The sequence below is a fragment of the Gemmatimonadota bacterium genome (assembly GCA_030747075.1).
Taxonomy (GTDB): domain Bacteria; phylum ARS69; class ARS69; order ARS69; family ARS69; genus ARS69.
On sequence record JASLLL010000036.1, the window covers coordinates 1 to 21270 of the forward strand.

Sequence of the window (21270 nt, forward strand, 5' to 3'; positions counted from 1 at the left end):
GGGTCTTGAGAGTGTGTGGGTGTGAGGGGCATGAGGGGAGTGGTGGCGATTCTGAGGCATGGCCCCGCCTTCGGTCGATTCCACCCCGTCCTCCTTGCCGGGCGACCCTCTGACAAACCCTCGCGACGAACCCACCCGCCCACCCCGAACCGCGGACATGAGGGATTGTGAGAGAGACGGGCAAGACGGGCAGCGCGTCACTTCCGGCGGACGCCCGTCCCCGCGAAGAGCAGCAGCAGGAGCCCGCAGCCCAGCGAAAGGGCGGTGTGGAAGAGCGCCAGCGAAAAGCCCTGCGCCATCGGGACGCTCATGCGGGAGAGTACCAGCGCGCTGATTCCATCCTGAGTGCCGAGTGGGAGCATACTGAGCGTTCCCCCGAGAATGCTCGAACCGGCGACCGCGGCGGCCCCCGCAAACGACACCTCCGCGCCCCCGGCACGCAGGATGGCGTAGAGCGAAAGGTACTGAAGCAGCCAGAAGCACAGCGCCAGCGCCACCATGGCCGGGAGAATCCTCCGGCGGAGGAGGAGGGCCCCCAGCGCTTCGAGGTACCGGGCGACGGCCGGGCCGAATCGTGGGATTCTCCCGGCGGGTGCGGACAGTCGGGAAGCGGCCGGGCCGATTGCCAGCAGCACTCCGGCCAGCGCCGCCCCGCCTCCCCACACGGCGGGCGGGGCATGTCCGATACCGACGGCGAAGGCCGGAAGGAAGGTGGCGAGAAGAAGGAGGAAGTGAAAGGTGCGCTCGGCGGTCAAGACGGAAAGCGTGGTGGCCAGCGGGATCTCGGAGGTCCGGGATACGAGGAGGGCCGTGGCCGGTTCGCCTGCCTTGGCGGGAGTCACATGGCCGAGCACAAAGCCCAGCGCGAGGGGACGGGCCAGCCTTCCTGCGTTCTTCGCGCGGTTCCCGAGGAGGAGTTTCCAGGAGAGAATGCGGACGGCGATGGATGCGTAGTAGCATCCGATCGACAGAACCACCCCTTCGGGGCGGATGATCGTCCAGGTGTGCAGGACCTCGCGGAGTCCGGCCATCTTGACGAGGACGCCCAACACTGCCAGGGAGAGAAGAACGGTGAACCATTTGCGCACGGAACCGGATCTCCTTCCGGATAGTCGAGAAGGCCAGCATAGCCCACCCGGCCGCCGTGCGGAATCCCTGAGGAGCACCGCCGAAGCGAGGGTGCCGTGATCGCCATCCGAGCGTTGCTGTTGGCCGGGGCGCTGGCGGGGCTTGCGGACGGGGTGTCCCTGCTGTTCGAGAATCCGCGCTCGTTCGAAGGGTGGGGGGCGCGTGCGAGCTTCCTGGCGGCGTCCACGGTTCTCGTCGCGATTCCTGGCCTGGTGGCAGGCTGGGTGGTCGGACTGCCGGGTTGCCTTGGTTCCCGGAACCGGTGGGGAGGCCTTGCGCAGCGTCCGCGACTCCTCCTGGGTATCGCGGCGGCGCTGGGCCTCTTCCTCTGGGCGGGGGTCCGCGTGCATGTCCGGTTTCACTTCGGCGAACCGCTTCTTTCTTCGACCGGCATTCGGTCGTCGGTACTGGTGGCGCTCGCTTCCGGGGTTGCCGCGTGGCTCCTGACTCGCGTCACCGGGAGCGCGATGGAGCGCGCGATCCGGTCGCGGGCCTTGCTGCCGATTGGCGGGTTCGCTCTTGCGATCCTGGCGTGGGTCGCGATGCCTGGCCCATCCCGCACGGAACCGCCGCCGCCGGGGCCCGGCGCGGAACCGGGTGCGCGCAGTGTCCTCCTGATCACGCTCGACACCTTCCGGGCGGACCGACTTTCGTGCGCCGGATATCCGCACCCGACGACGCCCGTGCTGGATCGGCTGGCACGCTCCGGTGCTCACTGGCAGACCGCCCGCGTGCCGATTCCCCTGACGAACCCCAGCCATGCGTCACTCTTCACCGGACTGGCGCCACCGGAACACGGCGTGCGGAATAACGGAATCGCTCTCCCGGCGAACATTCCGGCGCTGATTCCCGAGATGGCGGCTCGAGGCTGGGCGACGGGCGCTTTCGTCAGCGGGATTCCCCTGAAGGCCGGGCTCTCCGGCCTTGCGCGTGGTTTCAGTCACTACGACGACGCCTTCTCGCTTCTGGAGAAGATCCACCCCATGCTGACTTCGCTGGCCATCGTGCGAGCGGCCAATCGTCTGTTCCCGGTGGACCTCATCGAACGGCGGGCCAGGGACACGGCCCGTGCCGCGCGGGAGTGGATGCGGGAGGCGCCCGATCCGTTCATCGCGTGGGTTCACCTGTTCGACGCCCACTCCCCGTATGATCCGCCCCGACTGCTTCGAGATCGCCTGGCGCTTCCTGACGGACGCCCCTGGCCGCACCCCGACTACGATGCGGAGCTTCGGGAAATCGATCGGCAGCTTGCGGGCGTCCTGCGCGACTTCGAGAGGCTTGCATCGGGGAGGGGGCTGGTGGTCGTGGTTGGGGATCATGGGGAGGGACTGGGCGATCACGGTGACCTCACGCACGGAAAGGAACTGCACGCGGAGGATCTGCGCGTGCCGCTGATCTGGAACGATGCGCGATCCGCCGCCTCGGGTCGCGTTCTCGCCGCCACCGTGTCCACGCTCGATGTGGGGGCAGCCATCCTCCGGTCGGCACGGCCAGCCGGGGGGGACACCATGCTCCCCGAGTCGAGCGAGGCGGAGGTTCTGGCGTGGACCTTCGCCCCGGAGGGGCGGCATGACCGCATGGCAATCGTGCATCCGGACGGCCGGAAGCTGATTCGCAATCTCGACACCGGCGAAGAGCAAGCGTTCGATCTGAAGGAGGATCCGGGCGAAGCTCGCCCCCTCGATCCGATCGACCCCCGGTGGGAGGAGTTGCGACTCGCCTCTCCCGGGGATCCTGCGGGGCACGCCTCCGACCTCGACCCGGAGACCGTCCGGAAGCTAAGGTCTCTCGGCTATCTTCACTAGGGAGCGCGAATGCGGGTTCTCCTCATTTCATCCGTGGAGCATCAGTCGGGGAGTGCCTTGCGCTTCCGGGGGATCGCGGGGGCGCTGGCCGCTCGTGGCCATGAAGTGCACCTTCTCGAACCCGCGTCGGCCGCGTCCGCACCCGAGACTCCCGCGGGCGTTCGGAGGCATCCGTGCGCGCGTCTGAGTGTGCCCCCTGCGCTGCAGGCGCCGTTGTGGCTTCTCGCGGGGTTCCTTGCGGTCGCACGCGTGCGTCCGGATGCGGTCTACGCGCTCAAGGCCCTCCCGAACTCCTGGCTTCCGGCGCGACTTGCTGCGTGGGGCGGCGCGAAGGCGCTGGTGGATCTCGACGACCTCGACGAGGCGTTCTACCCGCCCGGTCCTGTCCGGCAGCTTCTTGCCATGCTCTTTCGGAATGCGGTGCGACGGGCGGATCTGGTCACCGTTCACAACGAGGCTATGCGATCACGGGTGGACGCCCTCCGCGAGGGGCGAACTCCGGCGCTCTTTGTGGATCAGGGGATTGATGTGGAGCGTTTTGCGCGGAGCGTAGCCGACGGGGCGCCGGGACTTCGCGAAGAGCTGGGTCTGGGCGACGGTCCGGTGCTGCTGTACGCAGGGCACCTGGGACCGGCCTCGGATCTGGAAGCGATCCTTCCGGCGCTGGCTCCCGTGGCGGCGCAGCGCCCGGATGTGCGCCTGTTGGTCCTGGGCGACGGCCGCGCCCGCATCCGTCTGGAGAAGGCGGCAGCGCGGCATCTGCCAGCGGGTTTCGCGGTGTTCGCAGGGGGAACTTCTCACCGGGAGGCGCCGCGGTATTTCGCGCTCGCCTCGGTGGCGCTCAACTACCTGCGCGACGCGGAGGCGAACCGGTTTCGGGCGTCCATCAAGGTCCGGGAGGCGCTGGCCGCCGGAGTTCCCGTGGTGACTTCCAGGACTGCGGACACGGAACGGTTTGCCGAGTTCGTTCATTTCCCGGACGGGGCGACTCCGGAAGCCTTTGCGGAAGCGGTCCTTCTCGAACTGGACTCGCCCGGAAGAGAGCGCGCGCGCCTCGGAGCGGAGCATCTTGCGAGCAAGGGGACATTCGCCGCAGCCGCAGCCCCTCTTGCGAAGGCACTGGAGGCGTGGCGATGAACGATCGGCCGGCCGTCTCCGTGGTGGTGCCCGTCTATGACAATGCAGCCACGCTCGCTCGCCTCCTCCGGGCCTGTCGTCAGCAGGACCACCCGGGTGGCGTGGAGGTGATCGTGGTGGATGACGGGTCGCGCGACGACTCAGCCGGGATTGCGGAGGAGGCGGGAGTGCGCGTGATCCGGCAGGAAAATCGCGGCCCCGCCGCCGCCAGAAACCGCGGATGGAGAGAAGCGACCGCGGACATCATTCTCTTCACGGATGCGGACTGCGTGCCGCGAACCGACTGGGCGCGTCTCCTTGCGGAAGGAGTGGGAGGCGGCTTTGCGGCTGCGGGCGGAACTTACGGGATTGTGAATCCGGAGTCCGCGCTGGCCCGATCGGTTCATGCGGAGATCGTCTGGCGGCACTCCGGGTTCCCGGAAGAGATCGACTTTGCGGGGTCATTCAATCTGGGCGTGAAGAGGGCGGCGATGGAAGAAGTCGGCGGGTTTGACGAGAGCTTTCCGCTGCCGAGCGGCGAGGACAATGACCTGTCGTACAGGCTTCGGGATGCGGGGCACCGCATTCGATTCGTGCGGGAAGCGGTCGTCGATCATCACCACCCGGATTCCCTGGGTCGTTACCTTCGGGAACAGGCGCGGCATGGCGAATGGCGGGTCGTGCTGTACGCATCGCATCCTCGACGCGCAAGAGGGGATCGCTATGCCGGACCCGCGGACCTGGCCGCCCCCCCGGTGGCTGCGCTCTGCGCCGTCTTCGCGTTCGCGGCACCCTTTGCTCATCGGGCCTCCGCCGTGGCGCTGCTGTTGCTGGCGGTGCTTGCGCTCCTCCAGTGGCGGGCGTGCGCGGGGGCATCGCGAAGAGAGGGTTCGCCCGGTGCGGGGACGCTGCTGGCTCTCGGCATTGTGCGGGCCTTCGCCCGCGCATGGGGAATGACCCGCGGTGTGGTGCGTGTTCTCTTCAGCAGGAGAAACGCATGAGAGTGCTGGCCATTGTCCCGGCGTTCAACGAAGAGGGAACCGTGGGGGGCGTGGTGCGGGAACTCCTGGCGCGTTGCGACGCGGATGTGGTCGTCGTGAACGACGGATCGACCGACGGGACTTCCGCCGAAGCTCGACGCGCGGGGGCGCGGGTCCTGGATCTTCCGCTGAATCTCGGAATCGGCGGGGCCGTGCAGGCGGGGTTCGTCATGGCGCTTCGCGAAGGATACGATGTGGCCGTGCAGGTGGATGGGGACGGGCAGCACGATCCTTCCGGAATCGACGCACTGCTCGCCCCGATCGCAGCGGGAGAGGCCGACTTCGTGCTGGGTTCGCGATACGCCCAACCGGGGGACTACCGTGCGCCTATCGCACGAAGGCTTGGCATGGTAGTTTTCTCGGCGGCCGTTTCGGCCATGACCGGTCGGCGGCTCAGGGACACCACCTCGGGATTTCGCGCGTCGGGGCGGGAGGTCCTGGCCTACTGTGCGGAACATTACCCGCGCGATTATCCGGAAGTGGAGGCGCTGCTTCTTCTGTCGAGGGCCGGGTTCCGTATTGCGGAAGTCCCGTGTCCTTTCCGGGAGAGAACGGAGGGGCGCTCTTCCATCACGGGGGGGAAGGCCGCCTACTACATGGTCAAGGTTCTCCTGGCGCTGTTCGTCGGTCTCTTCCGGGGAACGCCCGAGCGATCGACCGGGGAGGATGCATGATGGACCGAATCCAGCTTCTCTCGATTCTGGGCAGCGCTCTGCTCCTGGCCGTGGTCCTGGAACTGGTCCGCTCGCGAAAACTGAAGGAGGAGTACTCCCTCCTTTGGATTCTCACCGGGTCGGTTCTTCTGGGGCTTTCGATCTGGCGGGGACTTCTGGACCGGATTGCGCATCTCGCGGGCATTCATTACCCGCCGTCCGCGCTGTTTCTCGTGGGCTTCGGATTCTTCCTTCTAATCTTTCTGCACTATTCGATTGTCCTGTCCGACCTCTCCGAGAGGACGAAGCGGTTGACGCGTGAGATTGCGCTTCTGCGCGAGAAGGAAGCGCGAGACGGGCAGAGTGGAGACACCGCGGAGTGAGCGGCACTCCGGCCTCCGCCAGCGGGGAGCGCGCGTGGCGGCGATGGTCCGCGCCGATCCTCCTCGGGGCGCTGGCGCTTCGGCTGCTCTGGCCGCTGGCGGACCCTCCGGCCCGGCTGTCCTGGTCGAACGGGATCTACACGGACCCCGCGACCATGGTGCACGCGGCCAGGAATGCCGCTCTTTTCGGCGAGTGGATCCGCGACTACAACCGTGACCTCTTCGTCTTCCCGCTGGCGAATCTGCTGACCTTCCTCGTGTATTCGGTATTCGGCCCGGGACGCCTTCCCGCACAGGTGCTGTCGGCGATTCTGGGGACCATCACGGTGGGGGCGGTCGGGTGGGCGCTTCGGCGGGCTGCCGGGCCGAGGGCTGCGGTCATCGGTGTGCTGATTGGGGCGGTCTCATTCTGGCAGCTCCAGTTCTCCCGGATTCCGGTGGGCGAGAATGCGGCGGTCGCTCTCATGGCTCTGGCCGGAGTGGCGGTCCTGGGGCGAAAGAAGCGGGCGCTCTTTCTTGCGGGACTCCTGTCATCCGCGGCCGTGCTCTTTGGAAAGTACCACGCGATCGGGTTGCTCCCCGCTCTGGCGCTTCTGGTGACTCTTCGGTCGCGCTCCGTCCGCGCTCCGGCGATTCTCGCCTCAGGAGGAGTGGTGGCTCTCGCGGCGTGGGTGGTGGCGATCTGGCTGCCGCAACACGAGCACATCGCCGGGCATGTGGCGCGTCAGTCTACGGGGCTCCACGGTCCGATGCCCTTTGCCGAGTCAATCCGCGAGGGGTTGGGCGAGTTCCTCAACACCCTCCGCAGGGCGTGGCTCTTCTACCGGATGCCGGTGGAGGCCACGCTCGGCGGGCTGTTCGCTTTCTGGACGCTGGGGAATACCGCAGCACGCCGCCGCCGCACGGAAGACGGGACGGCGCTCTTCGCGTTCTGGTTTCTGGGGATGTGGTTCTACTACGCGCTCCTCCCGTACAAGGCCCCCCGGTATTTCGTCCTCCTGACGCCCGCGCTCGTGGGAGCGGCCGCAATCCAGATCGAGATCATGCTGCGGTCCCGCGACATCCGGCTCCGTGCACCCTCCACCTGGGACACGCTGGCCCCGCTGGCGCTCTGGATCTACTGTTTTTCGTTCGGGATGCTGGACACGCTGAAACACTACGCCTCCATGAGCCTGGAGTACCTGACGATCCCCCCGTCGCGAATCACGCAGGAGGTCTTCCAGAGCGTTGTCGGGGTTTTCCAGCGCATCGACACCTTCCATCAGGGGCTGGCGTGGGCAGGCGGGATATCGATCGTGCTGTTTCTTTTGGCTCTCTGGAGTCCGGAGATCCTGACGCGGGTGCTGCGTCGATCCGATCGGGTGCCCGGGCGCGTCCTGAACCGGGCGGCGCGCGTGGCGGTGGGGCTGGCGGTTGCGGTGGGGTTGGGGCAGTACGCATGGTGGGCGACGCATCGCACCACTTTCATCCATGATGTCATGGAGACCATGCCGGCCATGATCGGCGATGATGCGGTCGTCCTCGGGCCCATGGCCCCTCTTCTGTTTCAGGACACGAAATGCCAAATCCTGCCCTATTTCGGGCCGATGGGGGAGAGGGGCATGCTGAGTCGGCATGGGGTGACCCATGTGCTGGTCTGCGGCTCCGGCGATGAGAGGAATCTGGACGATCGCTACCCGCGTCTGCGTGACGAACTGGCGATGGTCCAGTCGTGGCCGGTCTCGACGCTGTTTTCGAGTACTCTGGCGCTGTACAGGCTGCCGGCCGCCGTGGAGGGCGTGCCGATTCACGATTACCGGCCGACCCTCTTCGAGGAGGGAGCCGCTGCGGTGGTGGCCGAGAAATGGGATGCGGCTCTTGAGAAGTTCGCGCAATATCGCGCATCAGGTGGCGAGGATCTTCCCGAGATCTTCGCCATGAAGGCGATCTGCCTGTGGAATCTGGGAGATCTGGACAAGGCGGGGGAACTCCTGGAAGAAGCCATCCGGCTTCGTCCCAAGGACCCTCTTGGCTACCAGAATCTGGGGGCACTGGCGTTGAAGCGGGGGGATCGGTCGCGGGCGTTGGAACTGTGGATGTCTGCGCTCCGGCTCGACCGCGAGAACAAGGACCTTCAGGAGAAGGTCGTGGAGTTGTCCCGATGAAAGTGCTGACGGTCATCATTCCCGTTCTCAACGAGGAAAAGACGCTGGAGGAGATTGTCCAGAGGGTTCAGGACGCGCCGTTGCCGATGGAGAAGGAGATCCTCATCGTGAACGACGGGTCCACGGACGGAACGCGGGCCATTCTGGATCGGTTGGAGGGCGGGAATGTGCGCGTCTTCCACCACACCGTGAATCAGGGCAAAGGGGCCGGTATCCGGACCGCGCAGCCTCATGTCACGGGGGATCTCGTGGTGATTCAGGATGCGGATCTGGAGTACTACCCGGAAGAGTACGGACTTCTGGCCCAACCGATCCTCGACGGGCGTGCGGATGTCTCCTACGGCACGCGCTTTCTGGGGACGCACCGCGTGTTCCTGTACTGGCACTATCTCGGGAACCGTTTCCTTACCTTCATGACCAACATTCTCTACAACACCATGCTCTCCGACATGGAAACCTGCTTCAAGATGTGCCGCTCCGGGATCTTCCGCTCCATGACCATCCGAACGAATCGGTTTGGCTTTGAGCCGGAGTTCACGGCGAAGGTCTTCAAGGCGGGGCACCGTGTCTACGAAGTCCCCATTTCGTACAACGGAAGAGGGTATGAGGAGGGGAAGAAGATCACTTGGCGCGACGGAGTTTCCGCGCTGTATTTCCTGATCAAGTTTCGGATGCGGGATTGATCCCGACGGGGGGTAGTTCATGTCGAATGCGGTCCGGGTCGGTGTCGTGGGTGCTGGATACTGGGGACCCAATCTCATCCGCAATGTTGCAGGAGTTCCCGGAGCGGAACTTGCGGTAATCTGCGACGCAGATCGTGAGCGTCTGGATGGTGTCGGGAAGAGCTATCCGGGCGTAGAACTGGTGGAGGACTTCGCGCGGGTGGTCGCGGACGATTCCATCGACGCGGTGGTGCTGGCCACCCCCGCGTCCACGCATCACAAACTGGGGATGGACGCGATGCGTGCGGGCAAGGACATCCTGGTGGAGAAGCCGCTGGCGATGTCTGTGGAGGAGTGCTCCGCGCTGGTGTCGTGCGCCAGGGAGCACGACCGCATCCTTATGGTGGGGCACACCTTCATCTACAATGCCGCAGTGAAGTACATCCACAATCTGGTGACGAAGGGAGAACTCGGCGAGGTCTTCTATGTGTACTCCAGCCGCGTGAACCTGGGCCGGATCCGGCAGGATGTGAACGCGCTGTGGAATGTCGCGCCGCATGACATTTCCATACTGAGCCATGTTCTCGGCGAGGCGCCCACGCGAGTGCGTGCCATGGGGCGCGCGTGTCTGCAGCCGGGGCTGGAGGATGTCGTATTCGCCGTGTTCGAGTACCCGAGCGGCGCGGTGGCGCATCTTCATTCCAGCTGGCTGGATCCCAGCAAGGTCCGGCGGACGACATTCGTGGGATCGGAGAAGATGGTCGTCTACGACGATGTGGAAAGCGAAGGCAAGATCAAGATTTACGACAAGGGAGCCCGGCGCGAAGGCGCGGACTCCGAGTATGGCGAGTTCCAGATTCGTCTGCACTCCGGGGACATCCACATTCCGAAGATCACTTTCACGGAACCGCTGGCGGAAGAGTGTCGCCATTTCGTGGAATGCGTGCGTTCACGGGAGACTCCGCGAACCTGCGGCGTGAAGGGGATGGAAGTGGTGGCGGCGCTCGAAGCCGCGCAGAAGTCCCTTGAGTCAGGTGGAGACTCCGTGTCCATTGAGGTTCCAGAGGTCTGAGGAGGTTCGGCTTCGTGAGTGAGAAGCCCCAGGTTTCCATTATCATCCCCGCCTTCAACGAGGAGGGGAATGTCGCGGAACTCTTCGAGCGGATCGCGGAGGGGTTTCGGCTGGCCGGGGTCACCGGGGAGACCGTTTTTGTAGACGACGGCAGTACCGACTCCACCTGGGCTCGCGTGGAGGAAGCCTGCAAAGCGCATCCCGGCATCGTCCCCGTCCGGCACCGTCGGAATCTGGGATTGAGCGAAGCGCTGAACACCGGCTTTCGCAATGTCAGTGGGGATCATGTGATCTTCCTGCCGGCGGACCTCCAGTCGGATCCGGCCGAGGACATTCCCACGCTGCACAAAGCTCTCTGCGACGACCACGATGTCGTGGTCGGCTGGCGCATCGGGCGTCGCGAGGGGAAGCTCTTCGTTTCGCTGATCTACAACTTTCTCTGTCGCCATCTCTTCGGGCTGGACGCCCACGATCTCAACTGGATCAAGGGATTCCGGCGAGAAGTCATCCAGGAGATCCACCTTCGCTCCGACTGGCATCGGTACATCGTGATCCTCGCCGCGCAGCGTGGCTTCCGCGTGAAGGAGGTCCGGACGCCCTATCATCCGCGGCACTCCGGCCGGTCCAAGTTCGGACGGAAGCGAATCATGCGCGGCCTTCTGGATCTTCTGGTGGTCAAGTTTGAGTTGTCGTTTACCGACAAACCGATGCTTCTGTTTGGATCGTGGGGGCTTGGGTTCGTGGGGCTTGGAGCGGGAATCGGGCTGGCCCTTCTGGCATTGCGGGTGTGGACAGGCGTGGGGAATCGGCCGCTTCTCTTTCTGGTGATGCTTCTTGTTCTCGTGGGTGTGCAACTTCTGGGACTCGGGTTTGTGGCGGAGCAGATTGCGTCGCTCCGGGAGTCCGTTCGCGAAAGACGACGGGCGGAAGATTCCGATCGTGCGGAGGCTGCGGGGGATTCGTGGAAACACTGATCGTCATTCCCACCTACAACGAAAGGGAGAACCTCGGCGACATCGTCCCGAAGGTGCTCGCGCTGGATCCGGGCATCTCCGTCCTCGTTGTGGATGACAACTCTCCCGACGGCACTGGAGACATCGCGGAGGAACTCGCGGCTTCGACAGGACGCGTCCATGTTCTCCACCGGGCGGGCAAGATGGGGCTGGGGTCCGCCTATCGAGCCGGGTTCCGATGGGCACTGGAGGCCACGGACGCGCAGTACATCTTCGAGATGGACGCGGATTTCTCCCACGATCCCTCCTTCGTCCCGGAGATGCTCGAGATCGCGAAAAGTGGGGACGCGGATCTTGTGGTGGGGTCGAGGTATCTGGCCGGAGCGAATGTGGTCAACTGGCCGATCCGGCGTCTCATTCTATCGTACACCGCCAATGTCTACGCGCGGGTCATCACCGGGCTGCCGCTCCGCGATTCGACGGGGGGGTTCAAGTGTTTCCGGCGCAAGGTGCTGGAGGCGATCGATCTGGGGTCCGTCCGGTCGGACGGATACGGATTCCAGATCGAGATGAACTACCATTCGTGGAAAGCCGGGTTCCGGATCCACGAGGTTCCGATCGTTTTTGTGGACCGGCACTCAGGCACATCCAAGATGCACCGTCGAATCATTTACGAGGCGTTCGGGTTGGTATGGAAGCTACGGTTTCAGTCTCTGTGCAGGCGCGGGCGGCACGGCAGGACGGACCGGGCAGCGTGAAGCCTCCGGCGGTCAGTGTCGTCATTGTCAGCTACAACTCAAAGACGGATCTGAACCCATGCCTGCGGGCGCTGGAGGATCCCGGCAACGGGAGCGTCCGCGAAGTCATCGTGGTGGACAATGCCTCCGACGACGGGACTCCCGACATGGTGGAGTCTCACTTTCCGGGGGTGAGACTGATTCGTCATGCCGAGAACCTCGGGTACTCGCGCGGCGTGAATCGGGCGATCCGGGAGGCGGGCGGAGAGTTCGTTCTTGTGCTGAACCCGGATGTGCGCGTGACGCCCGGTTCGGTGGATGCGCTGGCCGCATTCCTGGAGAGAACACCCGAGGCCGGGATTGCCGGCGGGAAGCTCCTCAACGAGGATGGGTCGCTCCAGCATTCGTGCCGTACCTTCTATACGCTTCGCACGCTTCTTCATCGACGCACGATCCTCGGGCGCATCTTTCCCGACAGCCGCGTGGTCCGCGATCACCTCATGCTGGATTGGGACCATGAGACGATGCGCGATGTCGACTGGATGCTGGGCGCGTGCCTGATGGTGCGCGTGGACGCGATCCGGGAAGTCGGGTGGATGGACGAACGGTTTTTCATGTACTTCGAGGATGTGGACTGGTGCTATCGAATGAAACAGCAGGGCTGGCGTGTCGTCTATGTTCCTGAAGCGACGATGCACCACATCCATCGGCGGGAGAGCGCGTCGGGCGGAGGGTTGAGAAACCGTCGGCTTGTGGCTCACCTGAACAGCATGTTCCGCTTCTTCGACAAGTGGAACACCCGGCTCTACTCCCTGCGGCGGAATCGGGATCCCGTGCTGGCGGCGGGGCTTCTCGCGATGGATCTCGTGGCGGTGAATGTGGCGTTCCTCGGAGCATTCCATGCACGCCGGTTTGTCGGGGCGTATCTGGAGCGTCCCGTGTTCCCGCTGGAGGAGTATGGCGCGTATGCGTTTCTTCTCAATGGGGTCGTCCTTCTCGTGAATGGCATTCTCGGGCTCTATCGACACCCGACTTCGCGGAATCTGCTGGACGATGCGTTCGACCTGGCAAGAGGCCTCGCCTTTGCGACGCTGATTCTCATGGCGAGCACCTTCCTCACGAAGTCCGCGCTCTACAGCCGGTTCATGGTGGCCGCCTTCGTGCCGCAGGCGTTTCTGCTGATGACTCTCGGCCGGTGGGGAGCCGGGGCGATTTCCGGATCGCTGCGCCGGAGCCGGTTCGACCTGACGCGAGTCGTGGTCCTGGGCGAGAAGGCGGAGGCAGAGAATCTGGCGGAGCGACTCTCTGCGCGTCCGGAAGCAGGCTACGATGTCGTGGCGGCGCTGGGCGACGGAGCGGGGGAAGGGGAGCCGGGGTTTGCCGACTTCTGGAATCCGGACGGTGTGGGGCCTCTCATTCGTCGGCACCGGGTGGGAGAAGTGCTGGTGGTGCACCCCACGCTTGCGGACAGCGACCTGGCGCGTCTCATTCTCCTGTTTCGCAGGGAAGGGGTTCGGGTCCGAGTCGTGTCCGGCGTTGCGGACTTCCTGCCGTCCCGGCTGACGGTGTCGACTCTCGTCGGCCGCCCCGTCGTGGATCTGGGAACGCTGACCGGCCGCTCCTCGGGGGTCACACTGCGGCGCGTCGAGGATATGGCGCTTGCGATTCCCCTCCTTCTGCTACTGGGGCCGCTGGGCTGGTTTCGCGCGGCCCGCTCCGGTCGGGAGGGAGATCCCACCTACGGCTACCGGGGTGAGGTCTTCCTGATGCGCCGGGGGCGTACCCGCTTCGATCAGCTTGCCGAGTCGGTCGGGCATGTATTGCGCGGGAATCTGGCCTTCGTCGGGCCGAGGCCCGTTTCCCCGGAGGAAGTGACCGCCGAGGAGACCCTTCCGGTGCTCTTCGATGTCGTGCGTCCGGGAGTGACGGGAGCGTGGCGCACGCATGGCGAGGAGGGACTTTCGCTCAAGGAAGAGGTTTCCCTTTCGCTCTCCAACCTTCAGAATCAGTCTCCGGTGGAGGATCTGAAGATTCTCCTGAAGACTTTGTGCCGGAGGAACCGGAGTCGATGATCCCAATGCGAAGATTCATCAGAACGCGTGCTTTCCGTCCGACCCAGACTCTCTTGCCTGCGCTCGGGCTCTTGGTGGCCTTCGCCGCTCCCGGGGTCCTTGCGGAGGAGGTGGGGTGGACGCTCTACCCGCCCACCGGTGATGTGGCGGAGATCCTGATCTCGGGAGACACCGCATGGATCGGTGCCGGGGGCGGGGTGATTCAGGCGGACTTGACAGACATCGTGTCGGGTGAGCTCACGCAGACGCGGATTACCGATGATGACGGGCTGGTCTCGCCGGAGATCACGGCCATGGCCTTCGATGGGCTGGGGAATGTGTGGGTCGGGACGCGGGATGCCGGGATTTCGATCTTTGATCCTCAGGGTCGTCATCTGCGCAATATCAACTCCTTCGAAGCGCTTTGGAGCGATCTTGTGATCGGGATGTCGTCTGAAGGGAACCGGATGTTCGTGACCTGCGCCGACGATTACTCGGAGACCGGCACGATCGAGGGGGGCGGGTTTACGGTGATCGAGGTGGAGGGAACCGAGTCGGGCGGAATCGATATCAGCGTCGTGGGGATCGGTGTGCCGCTGGCTGTATGCCGAGAGGTGCTGGCGCTTCCGGGTGAGACCTGGTTTGGATCGAGCGCAAACGGTCTCTGGCGACGGGATGAGATCCTCGGTCTGGCGCCGGAAGAGGTGCTGACCACGGATGAAGGACTCCTGTCGGACAATGTGACCGGGCTCGCCCGGGGGCCGCATCCTGATCTCGGCGGGCAGGAGGTGCTCTGGATTGGAACGGCCATGGGTCTCCAGTACTGGGACGGTGCCGCGCTGGATACGGTCGTCACTTTTCAGGATCATCCCGTTCACGATCTGGAGTTTGATGGATCGTCGCTTCATGTCATCGTCGAAGATCCTGCCAGTGTCATGGAGAGAGAGATCTTCTCGATGAATCTTCTCTCGTCGCCGTTGACTCCCATTCAGGTGGATGCGGTGGCCTGCCTTCCGGACACCGCATATCTGCCTCGGGAAGTCGCCATGAGCGCCGCGGGGAACATGGTTCTCGGAACGAAGACTGCGGGTTATTCCGTTCATGACGGGGTGACCTGGGTCTGCCCGCGTCCGCTCGGCCCGCACTCGCCCCAGGTCGCGGATCTCGCCCTGGGGACGGATGGAACGCTATACTTCGGAACCGGAACGAAGGAACCGCCGAAGAAAGGCCGTGGTGTGGGCCTTTTCAGCGACGGCATCTGGGGCGTGCTCTCGCGGCAGGATGGTCTCATTCAGGAACTGATCACCGAAGCGGTCGCGTGGCCCGACGGGACGATCTGGTTTGGTTCCAGCGTCAGCAAGGATGTGGGAGGGGTCAGTCGCTACTTCCCCGACCAGGGGACTTTCGTGAACTACCACAACACATCCTCGGACCCGAGCCATGTCACGCTCGGGAAGAATGTCGCGACACTGGAACTGGATGCGGCCGGGAACCTCTGGATTGGATATGGGCAACTCGACGGGGGAGTGACCGTCATCGAGTATCCCAGCCTTTCGATAACCAACTACCATGTCGTGGACTTCACGGATGCGGGGAACGACCTCATCACCGATCTGGACTTCGACTCCCGGGGGCGCATGTGGATCACCACGAAGAACACGGAGTTGAAGCCGGGGCAGTTGTATGTCTTCGATTTTGGGGGGACCCCCTCCGATCCAACGGACGATCTTCCCGCCACCTCCATGAATGTCGCCAACGAGATTCACGATCTCGGAACTGTCCACGACATCGAGATTGACGCTTCGGATCGGATCTGGCTTGCGGGGGAGAAGGGGCTGGTACGGGGCGAGATGCTCCCTGACTTAGCCTCCGAGGCCCGCGCGGACTGGACGATCATGAATCCCACTTCGTCTCAGTCGGGGGGGCGCAATCCGCTGCCGTACCTCGTGGCCGCGCTGGACTGGAGCGACAACCTCTGGCTGGGCATGGAGACCTCGGGACTCGTGCGGGTGTCTTCGGATGGGTCGCAGTGGACCTGGTTTGACGAGATCGCGGGGGAACCGCTTCCTGACCAGGCCGTCACGGGGCTGTACATGGACCTCGCCTCGCGGGAGGTCTATGTGGGAACGAAGTCCTCCGGGATTGCCGTGATGGCCATGTCGGTGACGGCGACCGGATCCGGTCGCGTGAGATCGTCGCGCCCGTTTCCGAACCCGTGGCGACTGGAGACCGATGGCGCGCTTCAGTTCCAGGGGATTCCCGCCGGGGATGTCGTCACGATGAAGGTGTTTACACCCTCCGGGGAAGTCGTGCAGGTGTTCGAAGAACTCTCCGGCGTGAAGTCCTGGGATGGCAGAAACCGGAACGGCAGTCGCGTCAAGGCGGGCGTCTACATCATTACTGCCGAAGGGGTGGACGGGGTCGTCTACGAGGGTAAGGTGGCGGTACTCCGATGACATCCGGACCCGTGGTTCTGGACGGGCATATTCACTGGGGAAAATGGACGGCGGACCGGGATGGGTGGCCCCATTGCGACCTGCCGCTCATTCGGCGCGTCCTGGATCGATGCGGGATCGATGGCGCGGTCCTGTTCCCCACGGATGCCGCGGATAACGAAGGCCTTGCCCGGGCTCTGGCTCCGGACCCGACCGGGTTCCATATGTTCGCGTGGGTGGATCCGCACGACCCGGACGGAACGGGCGACTTTCTGGCCGGGCATGGATCTCGCATCGCGGGCCTGAAAATCCACCCGTCGCTGACTCGGCTTCGCGTGACCGATGACGCCTGGCGGCCGTTTCTGGCCTACGCCTCCCGGTGGCGCCTTCCGGTCATCGTTCACTGTGGCCGCTGGGAAGAGATGGCGGGGTGGCGCTTCGTTCTGGAAGTGGCGGAACAGTACCCCGACGCCTCCTTCGTGCTGGGCCACATGGGGGGGGACCTTCCGGCTTTCCAGAGGGACTGCGCGATGGAGATGGCGGAACGGGATCTCCCGAATGCCTTCCTCGGAACGGAGTCGATTCGAGAACACTACTCGTTGCGGTTTGCTCTGGATCGTATCGGCCCGGAGAAGATCATCTTCGGAAGTGATTACCCGCTGGGCTGGCCGGCCGCGTACCTGGCTGTGCTGGAGGGAGCCGATCCCACCGAGGAGGAGCGAGAGCTTGTTCTCGGCGAGAACCTGCTTCGACTGATTCGTCGGCGCCGTGTGGACTGAACCACTCGGAGGATCCGCTTGAAGTTCCTCCATCTCTGCGATCAAAACTGGGTCGGCATGGCATCCGCCTTTGTGGATGCTCACCGGCGGGCCGGACACGAGGCCCGACTGGTCACGATGGTGGAGTGCGCCAATGAGTTCGACGAAGACATCTGCCTTCGCCTGCCGTTCCTGCAGGGAACGGCGCTGCATCTGGCCATGAAGAAAGGAATGGACGCGCTGCACGGGGGGCGCCCCCGCTTCACGGTGGAGGAAGATGGAGGAGTTCCCCAGTGGAAGCCCCGGGGGGCGGTGGAGCGACTCTTCTTCAAGGCGCGGGAGGAGATTCTCTGGAAACCACGCATTGAGCGTGCCATTTGTCGGCATGGTCTTGGCGACTTCGATATCTACCACCTGGAGTCAGGGGTGGGTCTCTATCGGGATGCCCGGTTCCTGCGAGAAGCGAAGCAGCGTGGCGCGAAGATTGTCTGCTACTACCTCGGCACTGACCTTCGCGACCGGGGTGCCATTCCCGCTGTTCGGGAGATTGCCGATCTGTCGTTCACCTGCGAGTGGGACCATCTGGGAATCGATTCGTCGCTGGAGTACTTCTTCATTCCGTTTGACGCTTCCCGGTATGAGTACGCGGACCCGGACGCCGGGCCTCTTCGGATTTCCCACGCCCCCCGAAACCGATGGTACAAGGGAACCGAAACGATCCTCCGCGCGGTGGAACGGGCGCGGTCTCGCGTCGCGGTGGAGATTGATCTGATCGAAGGGGTTACGCACGACGAGGCGATTCGTCGGAAGCGACAGTCCAATCTCCTGATCGATCAGGTGGGGAACCACGGGGCCACAGGCTACGGCATGAACTCGCTGGAGGCGCTGGCGATGGGGATTCCGTGCATCACTTCCCTGACCTCCTCCCTGGAGCGGAAGCTGGGAGACCACCCGTTCCTGGTGGCCACGCCGGAGAGCCTGACCGATCTTCTGGTGGAGCTTGCGTCGGATCCTGATCGCCGACGGGAAGCCTCACGCAAGGGCCGCAGCTGGGTGGAGAGCGTGCATGACGCGGACGCCGTGGTTGCCGGTATCTACGCGCGGTATCGGGAACTCGGCTGGATGGGCGAGGGAGCGTCGTGATGCGCGCGAGCGTCACGGTTGCCCGGCATACGCTGGTCTATGCGAGCGGGTCTGTCGCGGGCGGCGTGACGCGCGCGATTCTCGTCCCCGTCATCTCCCGCATGCTGACGACTTCCGAGTACGGCGTGTTCTCCCTGCTTCTGGCGGTCACGAACCTCCTGCATCTTGTGTTTGAGATGGGGTTCGTTACAGCACTCATCCGCTTCCATCATCGAACCACGGATGAGGCCGAACGCCAGAGGCTTCGTTCGGCGGTTTTCCTGGCGGTGCCGGTGGCGGACATGCTGATTGTGGTCCCCTGCCTCCTGGCCGCGGCCCCGATCTCGCGGATTCTGTTCGGGACTGCGGAGCATGCGCTCGGCGTTTCGCTGGCCGTCGGGACAGCGTTCTTCGCCGCGCAGTTCCAGCTGTTTCTCGGGCACCTGAGGGCAGACGATCGATCCAGGGACTTCGCCGTTTTGATGGGGATCAAAGGGGCGGTGACGCTGAGCATCACACTCTATCTGGTGCTCGGGCGGGGGATGGGCGTCCCGGGCTTTCTGTTGGGGGGGCTGGCCGGACCCGCGGCGGTGGCAGTCATGGCGATCCCGAGGCTTCTTGTGAAGACCGGGGTGGACCTGCGTGGGGCCGGCGCCCGGCTGAGGGACATGGCGGGATTCGGATTCCCACTGGTTCCCTCAGCACTCGGGCTCTGGATGCTCACTTACCTGGATGTGTACTTCCTCCGGATTCTCGGAGACCTCTCGCAGGTCGGCGTCTATCAGTACGGAGCGGAACTCTGCCTGCCGCTGGTTCTCGTGATCACTTCCCTGTCGATGGCATGGCCGAGTTTTTCGTTTTCCCGGGCACGGGAGGCGGACGGTCCCGAGACCATCGCGCAGGTCTTCCGACACCTGTTCGTGGTGCTCGTGGGAGTGGCCCTGGGGATTGCTCTCCTTCGCGGCGAACTTCTATCGGTGCTGGGCACGGAAGCCTATGCCGCTTCCGGGCGTGTGATCCCGTTGCTGGCTCTGGCGTCGGTGTTCTACGGGGCGTCCCAGGTGTTCTCCACGGGATTGCAGGTGGCGGGGAAGACCCGCGTGATGCCGAAGGTGATTCTCGCAGCGGCACTGGGAAATGCGGCATTGAATCTGGCGCTGATTCCGCAGCTCCACGAGGTGGGGGCGGCCCTGGCCACGGCAATCACCAATCTGCTTCTTTGCGCAGGGATGCTGGTCGGATCCCGGCGAGTCTTCCCGATCCCCTTCGAGACAGGACGGCTTCTTCGGATTGTGGTGACGGCGGGGTTCCTTCTCTTCTGCGGGGATGCACTGGGCGCGCTTCCTCTGGCGGCAGGGATCGCGGCGCGGGTCGGGCTTCTGGCGCTCTTTGGGCCGATGCTTGTGCTGAGCGGGGGAATCTCGCGGGGTGAACTGCGATCAGTGCCGGGCGTGCTCGGCACCATCATCGGAGGGGACCGGTGAAGCTCTCGGTGGTGATCCCCACGCACGGGCGGCGGGACCTTCTGGAGCGGACGCTTCGGAGTCTGGATTCGGATGCGGACGGGCCGGAGGTCGAAGTGCATGTCGTGGACGATGGCGCCGACGCGGAACTCGATCAGTATGTGGCGGCACTGCCCATCAGACTGCGCGTGGATGTCGTGTCTCATCCCGAATGCCGGGGGAGGAGTGTCGCACGGAACTCGGGGATCGACCGGGCCACCGGGGAGGTCCTGGTCTTCCTCGACGGCGACATGGAGGTGGTTCCCGGATTCCTTGCAGCACACGCTGCGGAGCATTCGGATGGGAACACCGTGGCTCTGGGGACGATCGTGACCACTCGAGAGATCCGGCACGATGCATTCGTGCGCTATGTGGATTCGCGAGGCGTTCGCAAGGTGAAGCCGGGGGAACGCATTCCCGGGCGGTACTTTCTGTCCGGGAACTCGTCCGTGTCGCGACCGCTTCTGGATCGTGCGGGGGGGTTTGATGAGGGATTCGCACAGTACGGCGGCGAGGATACGGAAATGGGGTATCGGCTTGAACAGTCCGGCGCGAGGTTTGTGCACGCAGCGGATGCGGTGTCGGTGCATCTCGACCTGAAGGGAGTGGTCGCGATGGCGCGTCGCCTCCGCGTTTATGGGGAAACCACGCTGCCCCTCCTCGTGCAGAAGGCTCCGCAGGCCGGGCCGGAACTTCGGCTGGACCTCGTCCACCCGGACTTGCGTGGCGAAAGCACGATGGGGACGCGAATGCTCAGCCGGGTCGCCCGGATCTTCTGTCGCCGGACTTTCTGGGAACCGGCCGCACACCTGGCTGCGGTCCTTCCGGGCTTTGTCCGCGCGGACGCGCTTTTCGATTTCGTCCGGGCGTCCGCGTATCTGGATGGATACCGCCAGCATCTGGAGAAGACCCGGTGAGACGAACTGCCGCGACGATCTTCCTGCTCTGCCTTGCGTTGTATGCCCCTTCAATGGGCCGGTTCTTTGTCTCCGATGACTTTCTGAACATGGAACGGAATGTGCTGACTGAGCTTGCGGATGTCCGTGCGGCATTCGGAACGGAGGAAGTGGATTTCTACCGACCGATCCCGCGCCTTCACTTCGGCGTGCTCCACGCGGTGGCGGGAGACCGGGTGTTCGTCTGGAATCTCGTCGGAGTTTTGCTGCATGCCCTTTGCTCACTGGCTGTGGTGCGGCTGGCCTTGAGCCTTCTGGGGGCTGGCCGGGAACGGATCGCTGCCTGGACGGGCATTCTCTTTGCGGTCCACTTCATCCATGTGGAACCGGTGGTCTGGGCTTCCGGCGTGACCTCGCTCTTTGTGACCCTGTTTCTTCTGGAGGCGCTGACGGCGTTGCGGCGGTCCCGCGCCTCGGGGCGGATTCGGCACCTTGCGGGGGCTGCCGGTTGGTTTGCGCTGGCGCTTCTGTCAAAGGAGACGGCGGTGGCGTTTCTTCTTCTCGCCCCCTTGACGATGCTCGTGTGGCCCGTCCCAAGCGGCGGAGTGCGGCGGTTCGGGTGGATCCGGGAGGCGATCCCCTTTCTCCTGATTCTGGTCGTCTATCTGGCCATCGTTTCGACGGTGGACCGAGGCGGGAGCGCAAGCCCCTACCAGTGGATTCCCGGTGCCCATGTCGCGAGGAATGCGGCGTTCTTCCTGCTGGGGGGGGTGGCTCCGGTGCGATTCTGGGAAGTGCGCGATGTTCTGGCTG

General features: G+C 64.4%; 18 protein-coding genes. 17 read left to right on the forward strand and 1 reads right to left on the reverse strand.

Annotation, left to right across the window (positions count from 1 at the left end; genetic code table 11):
• Positions 1-197: 197 nt before the first annotated feature.
• Entirely contained in the window at positions 198-1088 is an 891-nt protein-coding gene (locus tag QF819_10005; protein MDP6803481.1) for a lysylphosphatidylglycerol synthase transmembrane domain-containing protein, read from the reverse strand.
• 96 nt (positions 1089-1184) lie between these two features.
• On the opposite strand from QF819_10005, the gene QF819_10010 reads away from it, so the two are divergent.
• The 17 genes from QF819_10010 to QF819_10090 all read left to right on the forward strand — a co-directional run.
• A complete protein-coding gene (locus QF819_10010) occupies positions 1185-2933 on the forward strand; it encodes a sulfatase-like hydrolase/transferase (protein ID MDP6803482.1) in 1749 nt (582 codons plus the stop codon).
• Positions 2934-2942: 9 nt separating this feature from the next.
• Entirely contained in the window at positions 2943-4070 is a 1128-nt protein-coding gene (locus tag QF819_10015) for a glycosyltransferase (protein MDP6803483.1), read from the forward strand.
• The gene (locus QF819_10020; GenBank protein ID MDP6803484.1) at positions 4067-5050 is read left to right on the forward strand and encodes a glycosyltransferase; all 984 of its coding nucleotides are present in this window, start codon (positions 4067-4069) and stop codon (positions 5048-5050) included. Before QF819_10015 ends, QF819_10020 begins: the two co-directional genes overlap by 4 nt.
• On the forward strand, positions 5047-5763 hold the full coding sequence (locus QF819_10025; GenBank protein MDP6803485.1) for a glycosyltransferase family 2 protein: 717 nt from the start codon (positions 5047-5049) through the stop codon (positions 5761-5763). Before QF819_10020 ends, QF819_10025 begins: the two co-directional genes overlap by 4 nt.
• Positions 5760-6125 (forward strand): DUF2304 domain-containing protein, encoded by a 366-nt coding sequence (locus QF819_10030; protein MDP6803486.1) that lies wholly within the window; start codon positions 5760-5762, stop codon positions 6123-6125. Before QF819_10025 ends, QF819_10030 begins: the two co-directional genes overlap by 4 nt.
• Positions 6122-8269, forward strand: coding sequence for a glycosyltransferase family 39 protein (locus QF819_10035; protein ID MDP6803487.1), 2148 nt, complete (start codon positions 6122-6124; stop codon positions 8267-8269). The genes QF819_10030 and QF819_10035 overlap by 4 nt, the downstream gene beginning before the upstream one ends.
• On the forward strand, positions 8266-8952 hold the full coding sequence (locus tag QF819_10040) for a glycosyltransferase family 2 protein (protein MDP6803488.1): 687 nt from the start codon (positions 8266-8268) through the stop codon (positions 8950-8952). The genes QF819_10035 and QF819_10040 overlap by 4 nt, the downstream gene beginning before the upstream one ends.
• A gap of 19 nt (positions 8953-8971) precedes the next feature.
• Positions 8972-10003 (forward strand): Gfo/Idh/MocA family oxidoreductase, encoded by a 1032-nt coding sequence (locus tag QF819_10045; protein ID MDP6803489.1) that lies wholly within the window; start codon positions 8972-8974, stop codon positions 10001-10003.
• A gap of 14 nt (positions 10004-10017) precedes the next feature.
• Positions 10018-10977 carry a glycosyltransferase gene (locus tag QF819_10050; GenBank protein ID MDP6803490.1) on the forward strand — a complete coding sequence of 320 codons (960 nt, stop codon included), beginning with the start codon at positions 10018-10020 and terminating at the stop codon, positions 10975-10977.
• Entirely contained in the window at positions 10965-11714 is a 750-nt protein-coding gene (locus QF819_10055) for a polyprenol monophosphomannose synthase (protein MDP6803491.1), read from the forward strand. Before QF819_10050 ends, QF819_10055 begins: the two co-directional genes overlap by 13 nt.
• Positions 11711-13765: a glycosyltransferase gene (locus QF819_10060; protein MDP6803492.1), complete on the forward strand. Its 2055-nt coding sequence runs from the start codon at positions 11711-11713 to the stop codon at positions 13763-13765. Before QF819_10055 ends, QF819_10060 begins: the two co-directional genes overlap by 4 nt.
• A gap of 5 nt (positions 13766-13770) precedes the next feature.
• On the forward strand, positions 13771-16200 hold the full coding sequence (locus QF819_10065) for a hypothetical protein (GenBank protein ID MDP6803493.1): 2430 nt from the start codon (positions 13771-13773) through the stop codon (positions 16198-16200).
• Entirely contained in the window at positions 16197-16958 is a 762-nt protein-coding gene (locus QF819_10070) for an amidohydrolase family protein (protein ID MDP6803494.1), read from the forward strand. The genes QF819_10065 and QF819_10070 overlap by 4 nt, the downstream gene beginning before the upstream one ends.
• Before the next feature lie 18 nt (positions 16959-16976).
• A complete protein-coding gene (locus QF819_10075; protein ID MDP6803495.1) occupies positions 16977-18080 on the forward strand; it encodes a glycosyltransferase in 1104 nt (367 codons plus the stop codon).
• Entirely contained in the window at positions 18080-19543 is a 1464-nt protein-coding gene (locus QF819_10080) for an oligosaccharide flippase family protein (protein MDP6803496.1), read from the forward strand. Before QF819_10075 ends, QF819_10080 begins: the two co-directional genes overlap by 1 nt.
• Positions 19540-20478, forward strand: coding sequence for a glycosyltransferase family 2 protein (locus tag QF819_10085; protein MDP6803497.1), 939 nt, complete (start codon positions 19540-19542; stop codon positions 20476-20478). Before QF819_10080 ends, QF819_10085 begins: the two co-directional genes overlap by 4 nt.
• Positions 20475-21270: glycosyltransferase family 39 protein (locus QF819_10090; protein MDP6803498.1), on the forward strand; the 796-nt coding region annotated here is incomplete at its 3' end. The genes QF819_10085 and QF819_10090, both read left to right, overlap by 4 nt.

Bases quoted from the DNA above. Each gene is read 5' to 3' on its own strand.
- QF819_10015 (MDP6803483.1), top strand. From the start codon at position 2,943: ATGCGGGTTCTCCTCATTTCATCCGTGGAGCATCAGTCGGGGAGTGCC.
- QF819_10020 (MDP6803484.1), top strand. From the start codon at position 4,067: ATGAACGATCGGCCGGCCGTCTCCGTGGTGGTGCCCGTCTATGACAAT.
- QF819_10025 (MDP6803485.1), top strand. From the start codon at position 5,047: ATGAGAGTGCTGGCCATTGTCCCGGCGTTCAACGAAGAGGGAACCGTG.
- QF819_10030 (MDP6803486.1), top strand. From the start codon at position 5,760: ATGATGGACCGAATCCAGCTTCTCTCGATTCTGGGCAGCGCTCTGCTC.
- QF819_10040 (MDP6803488.1), top strand. From the start codon at position 8,266: ATGAAAGTGCTGACGGTCATCATTCCCGTTCTCAACGAGGAAAAGACG.
- QF819_10045 (MDP6803489.1), top strand. From the start codon at position 8,972: ATGTCGAATGCGGTCCGGGTCGGTGTCGTGGGTGCTGGATACTGGGGA.
- QF819_10065 (MDP6803493.1), top strand. From the start codon at position 13,771: ATGCGAAGATTCATCAGAACGCGTGCTTTCCGTCCGACCCAGACTCTC.
- QF819_10070 (MDP6803494.1), top strand. From the start codon at position 16,197: ATGACATCCGGACCCGTGGTTCTGGACGGGCATATTCACTGGGGAAAA.
- QF819_10080 (MDP6803496.1), top strand. From the start codon at position 18,080: ATGCGCGCGAGCGTCACGGTTGCCCGGCATACGCTGGTCTATGCGAGC.